The following is a 12,160-nucleotide window of genomic DNA, read 5'->3' on the forward strand; positions in this document are numbered from 1 at the left end:
GCCCCGGCGCTATTAGCCGGGGCCTGATTTTGGAATATTGCAAGTCTATTCAACTGGATGCGTCAGCCAACAGCGCATCGGTCGGGGCCGAAATCGACGGATTGCGATCCTTGATCGTGGCCCGCGCCTGGCGCACGCCGGCGCCATAGTCGGAATGGACCTGGTCGAAGAGCTTGCACTGGCGCTCCTCGATCTCGTCCGGGATATCGCCCATGGCGGCGGCGATATTGGCGAAGAGACGCGCCTTCTGCGCATCGTCGAACAGGTTGAACAGCGCGCGCGGCTGGCCGAAATCATCATTGCCTTCGCGATGATTATAGCGGTCGGCATCGCCCGAAATCTTCAGCGGCGGCTCCAGGAAGCGCTGATCCTCGACCGGGCCGCCAAAGCTGTTGGGCTCATAATAGGCGGCCGGGTTCGGATTGTTCGGGAAGAAGCGCATCGCCCCGTCCTTGTGATAATGATGCACTGGGCATTTGGGGGCATTGACCGGCAGCGCCTCATAATGGGTGCCGATCCGATGCCGGTGCGCGTCCGCATAGGAGAAGATGCGTGCCTGCAGCATCTTGTCGGGCGAGAAGCCGATGCCCGGCACGATGTTGGAGGGCGAGAAGGCGGCCTGTTCGATCTCCGCGAAATAATTGTCGGCGTTGCGGTTCAGCTCCAGCACGCCAACGTCGATCGGCGGATAATCGGCATGCGGCCAGACCTTGGTGAGGTCGAACGGATTATAGGGCGTCTTGTCCGCATCCAGTTCGGGCATGATCTGGACCTGCATCTTCCATTTGGGGAAGTCGCCCTTCTCGATCGCCTCGAACAGATCCTCCTGCGTGGATTCGCGGGTGCGGCCGACGACATCGGCCGCTTCCTCGTTGGTCCAGTGGCGGTGGCCCTGCATCGTCTTGAAGTGGAACTTCACCCAGAAACGCTCGCCGGCGTCGTTGATGAAGCTGAAGGTGTGGCTGCCATAGCCGTTGATATGGCGCACATCGGTCGGCAGGCCGCGATCCGACATCAGGATCGTCACCTGATGCAGCGATTCCGGCGACAGCGACCAGAAGTCCCACATTGCCGTGGGCGAGCGCAAATTGGTGCGCGGATGGCGCTTCTGCGTGTGGATGAAATCGGGGAATTTCAGCGGATCGCGCACGAAGAAGACCGGCGTGTTGTTGCCGACCAGATCCCAATTGCCTTCGGGCGTATAGAATTTCATCGCGAAGCCGCGCACGTCGCGCTCGGCATCGGCCGCGCCCAGTTCGCCCGCCACCGTCGAGAAGCGCAGGATCATCGGCGTTTGCGCGCCCGGCTGGAGCGCCTTCGCCTTGGTATATTTGGAAATGTCGCCGGTGATGGTGAGCGTGCCATAGGCGCCCCAGCCCTTGGCATGGACGACACGTTCGGGGATGCGTTCGCGATTCTGGTGCGCCAGCTTTTCGAGCAGCTGATAATCCTGAAGCAGCAGCGGGCCGCGCGGGCCTGCGCTCAGGCTGTTCTGGTTATCGGCAATCGGCGCGCCCGCGCTCGTCGTCATCACTGGCTTATCGACCATATCGTCCTCCTCAGCTTTGGATGAGAACAGGCTAAGGCCCCGCGAAGTTTCAGAAAAACTGATTAAATCGGATTGGGTGATCGATTTTTACGGTCAATCTGAAAATCGCCCGGGTCAGGAGGTCAGCGCCCGATCGCGCAGGCGGTGCCATGCCGACAGTCGCGCACCGCGCGGCTGCGGCAGCATTGCCGGATCAAATCGAGTCGTCTTCCCTGCCATCGTCGCGGCCTCGTCCAGGGAGCGGAACAATCCAGCCCCCAACCCTGCCAGCATGGCTGCACCCAGCGCCGTGGTTTCCACATCCGCCGGACGGTCCACACTGATATCGAGCATATCAGCGATATCCTGGGCGATCCAGTCATTGGCGCTCACGCCGCCATCGATCCGCAGCTGGCGCCAGGGCGCGCCGTCGGCGGCGAAGGCGGTGGCGAGGTCGGACAATTGATGCGAAAGGGATTCGAGCGCGGCGCGGACGATATGCGCACGGGTCGATCCCTGGGTAAGACCGGCGATGACGCCGTTCACGTCGGGCCGCCAGTGCGGCGCGCCCAACCCCGCCAGCGCCGGCAGCATCAGCACGCCGCCGCTGTCCGGCACGGAGCGGGCCAGCGCCTCCGTCTCCGCCGCCGATCCGATCAGGCCGAGCTGATCGCGCAGCCATTTGATGAGATTGCCGGCGATGAAGATCGATCCTTCGAGCGCATAGATGCGCTGGTCGCCGATCCGGTAGAGCAGGGTGCCGAGCAGGCGATGGCGCGAGGTAGGCAGTTGCGCACCCATATTGGCAAGGATGAAGGCGCCGGTGCCCAGGGTCGCCTTGGCATCGCCCGGCGTCAGGCAGGCCTGACCGATGCTGGCCGCCTGCTGATCTCCGGCCAGTCCGCGGATCGGGATGGCGCCGCCGAACAATTCCCCCAGCGTCTCGCCAAAGGCGCCGGCATTGTCGACGATTTCGGGGAGCGCAGCGCGGGGCACGCCGAACAGGTCGCACAGCGCCGGATCCCAATCGGTGCCATCGAGCGCCACCAGCTGGGTGCGGCTGGCATTGCTGGCGTCGCTGACATGCAGGCCGCCGGTCAGCTTCCACACCAGCCAGCTTTCGATCGTGCCGAACGTGAGCGCATCCCCCGCCTCTGCCACGGCCGGCACATGGTCGATCATCCAGCGCATCTTGCTGGCGGAAAAATAGGGATCGACGACGAGGCCGGTGCGCTGTTGCAGCATCGCTTCATGGCCGGCTTCGCGCAGTACCGTGCATTGCGCCGCCGTGCGCCGATCTTGCCAGACGATGGCGGGCGCCAGCGGTTCGCCGGTGCGCCGGTCCCAGGCAACCACCGTCTCGCGCTGGTTGGTGATGCCGATGGCGGCGATCCGGTCGGCGCCGCCCGCCCGGTCGACCATCTGGCGGGCGCAATCGCGCGTACGGATCCAGATTTCGGCGGCGTCATGCTCGACCCAGCCGGGCTGTGGATAATATTGGGTCAGTTCCGCCTGCGCCATCGCAATGCGGCGGCCATCGGGGGCGTAGAGCATCGCGCGGGTCGAGGTCGTCCCCTCGTCCAGCACCAGCAGATAGCGGTCGGTCATGCCCTCTCCTCAAGCCAGGCATCGAGCGCGGCCAGTTGCGCGGCATCGAAGCGCAGGCCCAGCTTGGTCCGGCGCCAGAGAATATCCTCGCTGGTCTGTGCCCATTCGCGCGCGAGCAGGTAGCAGAGTTCCGCTTCGGTCAGGCCATGGCCGAAATCCCGGCCCAGGTCCGACCAGTCGCGCGCCGCGCCCAGCCAGTCGCGGGCGCGGGTGCCATAGGCGCAGCCGATCCGTTCGGCCGTGTCGAGATCGAGGAAGGGATAGTCGCCCGCCAGCGCGGCGACGAGATCGGCCAGGCCGGTCATCGGGAAATCGCCGCCGGGCAGCGGCGCATCCGCCGTCCAGTCATCGCCCGCGAGCGCAGGCAGGAGCGGCTTCAGCAGCGCGATCGCCTCGGCCGCGAGATGGCGATAGGTGGTGATCTTGCCGCCATAGATGCTGAGCAGCGGCGGCGCGTCCTCCTCCCGATCAAGATCGAGATGATAGCCGCGCGTCGCCGATTCCGGCCGGGCCGATCCGTCGTCGATCAGCGGCCGGACACCGGCAAAGGACCAGATAACATCGGCGGGGCTGATCGAGCGGGCGAAATAGCGGTTCGCACCCTCGCACAGATAGGCGATTTCCTCGGCACTGGCCTCGATCGGATCGACGCCGTCCTGATGGTCGCGGTCGGTGGTGCCGATCAGCGTGTAGAGATGCTGATAGGGGATGGCGAAGAAGATGCGGCCGTCGGGCAACTGGAAGAAATAGGCCATGCCATGGTCGAACAGGCGCGGCACGACGATATGCGATCCGCGCACCAGCCGGATGAGCCGGTCGGCGCGGCGATCGGCGCGGTCGAGCAGGTCGAGCACGGCGGGTCCGGTAGCATTGACCACGACCCGCGCATCGAAGGTCTGCGCCTGCCCCGCCGCGTCGCAGGCATGGATGCGCCAATGATCGCCGGCCTGCTCCAGCCGCAGCACCTGCGTACGGGGACGGATATCGGCGCCATGATCGGCGGCGTCGCGGGCGTTGAGGATGACCAGTCGCGCGTCATCGACCCAGCCGTCCGAATAGACATAGGCAGGGCCGAACCCCGCCCGCAGCGGCGCGCCGGCGACATGCTGGCGCAGGTCGATCGCCTGCGTCGCCGGCAGCGCGCGGCGGCCACCGATATGATCGTAGAGGAAGAGGCCGAGGCGCAGCAGCCAGCACGGCCGCAGTCCCTGGACCCAGGGCAGGACGAAGCGCATCGGCTGGATGATGTGCGGCGCGATGCGCCACAGCCTCTCCCGTTCGGCCAGGGATTCGCGGACCAGACCGAAGGCGCGATGTTCCAGATAGCGCAGCCCGCCATGGATGAGCTTGGTCGAGGCCGAGGAAGTGCCCTGCGCCAGGTCGCCGCGTTCGAGCAGCAATGTACTTGCCCCCCGCCCCGCCGCATCACGCGCGATGCCGCACCCGTTCACCCCGCCGCCGATCACGGCAAGGTCGTGGATGAAAGGGGCCGTCTCCTGCGTCACGCCGCTGTTCTAGCGGCAAAATGCTGCCCCCGATATTAACGAAGGCAAGATCGTGAAAATTCATCCGGCCGGCGGCACGCGCGGTCGCCCATGCCGCCGGCCGGATGTCTGCCCGCCCCCACGCGCGTCAGAAGGGCGCGCCGTCAGGCGAGGCTGTCGACCACCAGTCCGCTATTGCTGCTGCTCGTCGCGCTGCTGGTCGATCCATAGAGCGACTGGCTGAGGCTGGAGCGGAGATTTTCGAGGAAGGCGATGATCGAATCCAGCTGATCGGTGGCACTGGTCGCACTCGTCTCGCTGGTCGTGCTGCCGTCGTCATCGCTGCTGTCCTCGGCCGGGCGCGGTGGCGGCGGACCGCGCATGCCCTGTGGCCCCTGCATCCCGTCCATGGCGGCCAGACCGTCGATGCTCATGCCGTCGCCGCCATCGGCCGACGCCGCCGCGCCGCCCGGCCCCTGGGCAAAGAGGCTTTGGAGCTGCGCCGCCTGATCCTCGGTCAGGGTGCCGGCCGATACCTGATCATCGATCAGGGAATCGATCCGGTCCTTCATCGAGGACGGGTCGAGCCGTGAACTGCCCGAACTGGCGGAGGCACTGAGCGCGGAATCGATGGAATCGAGCGCGGTTTCGAGCGCGTCGCCATCCGTTTCCGAGATGGAACCGGCCTCCACCGCGGCGTCGATGCGATTGGTCATCGACATGCGCGGCGATGGCGGCATGGTCATGCTGTTGTAACTGCTGATAGTCGTCATGCTGGAAGTCCCCACTTCGTTTAGCGGGACCATTCATGCCGAATAAGCCTGAAAAAACATTGTATTTCAATCATGTAATTGATTGAAATAGAGGCGCTACACTGACCAAGAAAAGGTTAAGCGCGCGCCCTTACCCGATGATATCAGGCCTTTTCCAGCGTGCATTGCAGCGGATGCTGGTTCTGCCGGGCGAAATCCATCACCTGATTCACCTTGGTCTCGGCCACTTCATAGCTGAAGATGCCGCACACGCCGACGCCGCGCTGATGGACGTGCAGCATCACCCGCGTCGCTTCCTCCATATCCATGCGGAAGAAATGCTGGAGGACATGCACGACGAACTCCATCGGGGTGTAATCGTCGTTCAGCATCAGCACCTTGTAGAGCGACGGCTTCTTGGTGCGGGTACGCGTGCGCGTGGCCACGCCGATGTTCGGGTCATTGTCGCCCGTATCGTCCTGGTCGGGACCGGCCGTGAAGGGGATAGCCGCCGATGCGCTGATGAGATGCTTCATGATGGTGAAGGATATGGCGATTTGTCTCGCCAAGGCAAGGGGGCGGACCGCGTGCTATCGCGGCGTAACCATGTTTCCGCCGCAAGTCATGACATGGAAAAGGGCGCCGCTTCCATGAAAGCGACGCCCTTATCTGTCATTCCGTTCGGAAGAGCGGCCCGCCTCAGGCGGCGAGCGACTTCACCTTGTCGGTGACCAGGGTCACGCGCGCGGTCAGCGGCTGGCTGATGTCGCCGGCCAGCTTCATGAAGGCTTCGCTGCTCTTGGCGGCTTCCTTGGTGAACTCGTCGAAGCTGCTCGACAGGAACTGGCTCTGCAGCTGGAAGAATTCGGTCGGGGTCTTGGCGGTCGAGAAGCTCTTGATCGAGGCGGTCGCCTTCTCGAAGCTCTTGCGGCTGTAGTCGACGGCTTCCTGGCCCAGCGTCTCGAAGCCCTTGGCCGCGATCTTGCCCGATTCCACCAGCGCCTCGACATTGCCCTTGGCGATGTCGCTCAGCTCTTCCATCGCCTTGGTCGACTTTTCGACACCGGCCTTCGCCTTTTCGTTCAGGTCGGCATAGGCCGTTTCCATCTTGGCCTTGGTGTCCTCGGCGAACTTCTTACCGGTTTCGAGAATGTCGTTCATGATCAATGTTCCTTCCGTGGCAGGCAGCGTCTTCGCTTTGGTCTGGGGGGCGGACACAGGCTCCGAAGCCACTACCGCCTCTAGGTCTTCAACAACGGGTTCGGGTGCAGCATCGACCGCCGTCGAGGCCGCGATCACCGCCACCGGATCGGCGACAGGTGCAGACTCTTCCACCGCCAGCTTGGGCTTTTCCACCGGCTTGGGCGCAGGCGCCTTTACAGGAACAGCTTTGGCAGCGGTTTTGCGCGGCGCAGGCTTTTGGGGCGCGGGCTTTTCACCCAGGGCGGACTCAGCGGCCTTGAGCGCCTCACTGGCAGACAAGGTTGCAGAACCGCTTTTCGCGACCGACTTGGCACGCGCAGACTTAGGGGTAACGGCCATCGACCATCCTCCGTTTGTTGCACTGCACAATAATCCTTATCCCAAAGGATTACAAGGCCCATTGTGCAGTGCAACAAATCAGACATATTGATGTTTCGGCACTGATGGGCGCCCATCGCGAAATGGCTGAAATCTGCGCCTCTACCGGGCTTTTACGTAACGTCCGGGCGCATCTTCTATTGCCCGAAGCTTGCCGCCGCCCGGCTTGCGCGCGCCGCGGACAGCCACCTCGCGCGAATCGATGCCGCGCAGCCATTCGGCCCAGTCCGGCCACCAGCTGCCCTTGGTCTCGCGCGCAGCCGCAACAAAATCATCCAGCGTCGGCTGTGGCGCGTCGGCGGTCCAATATTGATATTTTTGCGCCACCGGCGGGTTGATGACGCCGGCGATATGGCCCGAGCCTGCCAGCAGGAAGCGGACCGGCCCGGCGAGATGCTCGGTCAGTTTCCACACGCTTTCGAGCGGGGCGATATGATCCTCCTTGCCGGCCTGGACATAGGCGGGGGTGCGGATCTGCGTCAGGTCGATCGGCGTACCCGCGACGCTGATCGCGCCCGGCACTACCAGCATATTGTCACGATAGAGCTGGGTCAGATAGTCGCGATGCCAGCGCGCCGGCAGGTTGGTCGTGTCGCCATTCCAGTAGAGCAGGTCGAAGGGCGGATAGTCCATGCCGAGCAGGTAATTGTTGACGACATAGTTCCAGATGAGGTCGCGCCCGCGCAGCAGGTTGAAGGTCGCCGCCATGTAGCGCCCGTCGAGAAAGCCGCTGGAGGAGAGACGGTCGACCAGCTTCATCTGCTCGTCATCGACGAACAGGGTGAGATCGCCGGCCGCGCTGAAATCCACTTGCGCCGTGAAGAAGGTCGCGCTCGCCACCTTGTCGGCCTCGCCCCGCGCCGCCAGCAGCGCCAGCGTGGCCGCCAGCGTCGTGCCGGCCACGCAATAGCCGATGGTGTGGACGCTGGGCACGTTCAGCAGGTCGCGCACGGTGTCGATCGCGTCGACCTGGCCATTCAGGATATAATCGTCCCAGACCATGTCCTTCATCGAGGCGTCGGCCGACTTCCACGAGACGAGGAAGACGCTGATCCCCTGATCCACCGCCCATTTGACGAAGCTCTTCTCCGGCGAGAGATCGAGAATGTAGAAGCGATTGATCCAGGGCGGGAAGATGATCAGCGGCGTCGCCAGCACCCTGGGCGTCGAGGGCGCATAATGGATGAGCTGGTAGAGCGGGGTTTCGTGAACCACCTTGCCCGGCGTCGCGGCGATGTTGCGCCCCAGTTCGAACTGGGTGCCGTCGGTATGGGTGAGTTGGCCCTTCTCCATGTCGGCCAGCATATGCTGGAGGCCCTTCACCAGATTCTCGCCGCCGCTCTGGATCGTCTTTTCCACGACCGTGGGATTCATCAGCGGGAAGTTGGACGGCGCCATCGCATCGAGCATGCCGGTGGTGGCAAAACGCAGCTTGGCCTTCGCCTTGGGATCGACGCCATCGACTGCATCGGCAAGGTTCATCAGATAGTCGGAGATCAGCAGATAGCTTTGCCGGATCAGGTCGTAGAAGGGATGGGTCGTCCAGGCGGGATCGGCAAAGCGCCGGTCCTTGCGCGCGGCCGGACTGTCGGCCGGCGGCGGATCGGGCTGGTCGCGCAGCAGGCCGCCGGAATCGAGAAAGCGCTGCCACAGCGCCAGCCCTTCATCGGCAAAGCTGGTCTGGATGCGGGCGACGGTTTCGGGATCGAAGGGCAGCACCCGGCCGGTCGCGCCCGCCGCCTGCTCCAGCATCAATTGCTGCGCGCGGCCCAGCACCTGGGTCCATTTCTGCATCTCCGCCAGGGTCGGGAGATGGGGCTCCAGGACATCCTGCGTTTCCATGGCCACCTTCCTCCTCCTGGCATTGCCGATATCAGCCGCTTTCACTGGCGCGCCGCAGCCTGGCGGGTTATAGCCAGATTGTGACACGCCGAATGCGTGCCGCGCACTATTCCTTACCGAGAGCTTTCAGGAAAGCCCCTATAATGTCCGAAGAATTCTACCGCATGAAGCGCCTGCCGCCCTATGTCATCGCCGAAGTGAACGCGATGCGAGCCGCAGCCCGCGCCGCGGGAGAGGATATTATCGACCTTGGCATGGGTAATCCTGACCTGCCGCCGCCCGATCATGTCATCGCCAAGCTGGTCGAAGTCGCGAGCAAGCCGGACGCCCATGGCTATTCCCAGTCCAAGGGGATTCCGGGCCTGCGCAAGGCGCAGGCCAATTATTATGGCCGCCGTTTCGGCGTCGATGTCGACCCGGAAACCGAAGTCGTCGTGACCATGGGGTCGAAGGAAGGCCTCGCCAGCCTCGCCACCGCGATCACCGCGCCCGGCGACGTGGTGCTGGCACCCAACCCCAGCTACCCGATCCATATGTTCGGCTTCATCATCGCCGGCGCCACCATCCGGTCGGTGCCGACGACGCCGGACGAGAATTATTTCCGCGCGCTCGACCGCGCCATGGCCTTCACCGTGCCGCGCCCGTCGATCCTGGTGGTCAATTATCCGTCCAACCCGACGGCCGAGACGGTGGACCTGGCCTTTTACGAGCGTCTGGTCGCCTGGGCGAAGGAGAATAAGGTCTGGGTGCTGAGCGACCTGGCCTATTCCGAGCTTTATTATGACGGCAATCCGACGCCTTCCATCCTGCAGGTGCCGGGCGCCAAGGATGTCGCGATCGAGTTCACGTCCCTGTCCAAAACCTATTCGATGGCCGGTTGGCGGATCGGCTTTGCGGTCGGCAACAAGCAGCTGATCGCGGCAATGAGCCGGGTGAAATCCTATCTCGACTATGGCGCCTTCACGCCGATCCAGGCTGCCGCCTGCGCCGCACTCAACGGCCCGCAGGACATCGTCGCCAAGAATCGCGAACTCTATCACAAGCGGCGCGACGTGATGGTCGAGAGCTTCTCGCGCGCAGGATGGGATATTCCCGCGCCGCGCGCGTCGATGTTCGCCTGGGCGCCGCTGCCGCCCGCGCTCAAGGACATGGGAAGCCTGGAATTTTCCAAGCAGCTGCTGACCCATGCCAAGGTCGCGGTGGCGCCGGGCGTGGGCTATGGCGAGGATGGCGAAGGCTATGTCCGCATCGCCATGGTCGAGAATGAGCAGCGGCTCCGCCAGGCGGCGCGCAACATCAAGCAGTATCTCAAGTCGATGGGCGTCAACACGCCTTCGTCGAAGGGCGCGGCCTGACCTTCACGCGCGTTGCGCGTTCGAAACATGACCATGATCGCCGTCGGACATTGGTGTGTCCGGCGGCGTTTGCTTTAGTGCCCCTTGCCCCTTGGCCCGCGATCAAGGATAGAAGCGAGGGATGAGAGGACCAAGTCGATGATCCCCCTTCCGCAGGTCAGCCAGGTCGCCCAGACGATCCAGCTCGCGCTTGCCCCCGTCTTCCTGCTCGCCGGTATCGGCGCGTTCCTGAATGTCTGCGTCAGCCGGCTGGCCCGCATCATTGATCGCGCCCGCGCGGTCGAGGAATGGGTGCTGAGCACGCGCGGCAAGGAGCATGACCGGATGGTGAGCGAGATCCGCGTGCTCGACCGGCGCATGAGCGTGGTCAATGGCGCGATCTTCCTGTCGGTGGCGTCGGCCTGTGCGGTCTGTCTGGTCGTCATCCTGCTGTTCGCGGGCAATCTGTTCAACGCCCATCTGGGCACGCCGGTCGCGATCCTGTTCAGCCTGGCGATGGTGCTGCAGGCCGCCGCCTTCGGCACCTTCATCCAGGAAATCCGCCTGGCGTCGCGCACCATCCATATCCGCAACGAGGTGCTCTACCACAAGGTGGAGGAGGAAGAGGCGGCATGACGCGCTTCACCGTCAACGACCGGCCGGTGCAATATCGGATGGACCCGGAGACGCCCCTGCTGTGGGCGCTGCGCGACGCGTCGAACCTGACGGGGACCAAATATGGCTGCGGCACGGGCGATTGCGGCGCCTGTACCGTGGATATCGACGGCGAGGCGGTGCGGTCCTGCCAGGTGACAATCGGCAAGACCGAGGGCCGGTTCGTGACCACGATCGAGGCGCTGTCGCCCGATCGCGGCCATCCGCTGCAACAGGCGTTCGCGGCCGAGAATGTCTCCCAATGCGGTTACTGCATGTCCGGCATCATCATGGCGGCGTCGGTATTGCTGCGGCGGACCAACGACCCTACCGATGCGGAGATCGATGCGGCGATCACCAATATCTGTCGCTGCGGCGTCTATCCCCGGCTGCGCGGCGCGATCAAGCGCGCCGGCCGGATCATGCGCGGCGAGGACCAGGCGGGCGACGGTCCGATCCAGGCCGCGCCCCCGCCCGGCATCACGCCGGACGAGGCGGTGCGCGCCGTGCCGGCGCTGCGCAAGCCCTAGATATCGGCCTTAACCGAAGCGATAGCCCGAAACCGTCCAGCCCAGCACCGTGCTGCGATGGGCGCAGATGGCGGCGTCCTCGCCGCCGGCCCCCAGCGCCACCATCAGCGGCAGCAGATGCTCCTCGCGCGGATGGGCGAAGCGGGCATGGGGCAGATGATCCCAGGCGGCGACGCGCCCTGCGCGACGGGCCGGATCGGGGTCGGTCACGGCATCGCGCAGCGCATCGTCCCACTCAAGCGAGGGCGCCGTCGCCATCGCGCCGCGCACGCGCAGATTGTGGAAGCTCATGCCCGATCCGACGATCAGCACGCCATCGTCGCGCAACGGCGCCAGCGCGCGACCGGCGGCGATATGGGCGGCCGGATCGAGATCGCGGCGCAAGGACAATTGGGCGACCGGAATGTCCGCATCGGGCAGCGCGACCTTCATCGGAATGAAGACACCATGGTCCCAGCCCCGTTCGGATTCGCGCGCTGTGGGAAAGCCCGCCTGTTCCAGCAGCGCGGCCGCACGTTCGGCAAGCGCGGGTGCGCCCGGCGCGTCCCAGCGGATCTGATAGGTGTGCGGCGGGAAGCCGAAATAGTCGAACAGCAAGGGCGGCTGGCTACCGTCATGGACGGTGAAGCCGGGCGTTTCCCAATGCCCCGACACCAGCAGGATCGCGCGCGGCCGTTCCGGCAGGTCGGCTATCAGGCCGGTGAGATAGTCCTGCATCGGCTGCCACATGGCGTCGCTGTGCGGGTGCTGGGGATCGGCGGGGTCCATGAAGAAGCAGGGACCACCGCCATGGGGGATGAACAAGGCTGGCTGTTTCATGCCCGCCTAGATCGGATGTCGGTACCGC

The 12,160-nt window shown here is 64.6% G+C and carries 11 protein-coding genes; 3 read left to right on the forward strand and 8 right to left on the reverse strand.

All coding sequences use genetic code 11. The features are described 5' to 3' along the window. Nucleotides 1-49 precede the first annotated feature (49 nt). The 7 genes from N6H05_RS00560 to N6H05_RS00590 all read right to left on the reverse strand — a co-directional run bounded on the left by N6H05_RS00560 (nt 50) and on the right by N6H05_RS00590 (nt 8,795). The gene (locus N6H05_RS00560) at nt 50-1,549 is read right to left on the reverse strand and encodes a catalase (protein ID WP_284112290.1); all 1,500 of its coding nucleotides are present in this window, start codon (nt 1,547-1,549) and stop codon (nt 50-52) included. A 114-nt stretch (nt 1,550-1,663) separates the two neighbouring features. Next, entirely contained in the window at nt 1,664-3,136 is a 1,473-nt protein-coding gene (locus N6H05_RS00565; protein ID WP_284112291.1) for an FGGY family carbohydrate kinase, read from the reverse strand. After that, on the reverse strand, nt 3,133-4,641 hold the full coding sequence (locus tag N6H05_RS00570; RefSeq protein WP_284112292.1) for a glycerol-3-phosphate dehydrogenase: 1,509 nt from the start codon (nt 4,639-4,641) through the stop codon (nt 3,133-3,135). The genes N6H05_RS00565 and N6H05_RS00570 overlap by 4 nt, the downstream gene beginning before the upstream one ends. 143 nt (nt 4,642-4,784) lie before the next feature. Next, a complete protein-coding gene (locus tag N6H05_RS00575) occupies nt 4,785-5,393 on the reverse strand; it encodes a hypothetical protein (protein ID WP_284112293.1) in 609 nt (202 codons plus the stop codon). Between the two features lie 143 nt (nt 5,394-5,536). Further along, complete coding sequence (clpS, locus tag N6H05_RS00580) at nt 5,537-5,908, reverse strand: ATP-dependent Clp protease adapter ClpS (RefSeq protein ID WP_284112294.1); 372 nt, start codon at nt 5,906-5,908, stop codon at nt 5,537-5,539. Between the two features lie 163 nt (nt 5,909-6,071). Further along, nucleotides 6,072-6,914, reverse strand: coding sequence for a phasin family protein (locus tag N6H05_RS00585; protein WP_284112295.1), 843 nt, complete (start codon nt 6,912-6,914; stop codon nt 6,072-6,074). A 141-nt stretch (nt 6,915-7,055) separates the two neighbouring features. Beyond that, a complete protein-coding gene (locus N6H05_RS00590; protein WP_284114314.1) occupies nt 7,056-8,795 on the reverse strand; it encodes a PHA/PHB synthase family protein in 1,740 nt (579 codons plus the stop codon). A 143-nt stretch (nt 8,796-8,938) separates the two neighbouring features. Here N6H05_RS00590 and N6H05_RS00595 point away from each other — a divergent pair, with 143 nt between their 5' ends. The 3 genes from N6H05_RS00595 (at nt 8,939) to N6H05_RS00605 (ending at nt 11,313) form a co-directional block, all read left to right on the forward strand. Next, complete coding sequence (locus N6H05_RS00595) at nt 8,939-10,150, forward strand: LL-diaminopimelate aminotransferase (RefSeq protein ID WP_004209971.1); 1,212 nt, start codon at nt 8,939-8,941, stop codon at nt 10,148-10,150. 138 nt (nt 10,151-10,288) lie between these two features. Next, complete coding sequence (locus N6H05_RS00600; protein WP_037507334.1) at nt 10,289-10,765, forward strand: DUF2721 domain-containing protein; 477 nt, start codon at nt 10,289-10,291, stop codon at nt 10,763-10,765. Continuing rightward, on the forward strand, nt 10,762-11,313 hold the full coding sequence (locus tag N6H05_RS00605; RefSeq protein WP_099229740.1) for a (2Fe-2S)-binding protein: 552 nt from the start codon (nt 10,762-10,764) through the stop codon (nt 11,311-11,313). Before N6H05_RS00600 ends, N6H05_RS00605 begins: the two co-directional genes overlap by 4 nt. A 9-nt stretch (nt 11,314-11,322) precedes the next feature. Here the strand turns inward: N6H05_RS00605 and N6H05_RS00610 are convergent, their stop codons facing one another. Next, nucleotides 11,323-12,132, reverse strand: a complete 810-nt coding sequence (locus N6H05_RS00610; protein WP_284112297.1) for a DODA-type extradiol aromatic ring-opening family dioxygenase — start codon at nt 12,130-12,132, stop codon at nt 11,323-11,325. Between the last annotated feature and the right edge of the window lie 28 nt (nt 12,133-12,160).

This window comes from Sphingobium sp. WTD-1 (genome assembly GCF_030128825.1).
Lineage (GTDB): Bacteria > Pseudomonadota > Alphaproteobacteria > Sphingomonadales > Sphingomonadaceae > Sphingobium.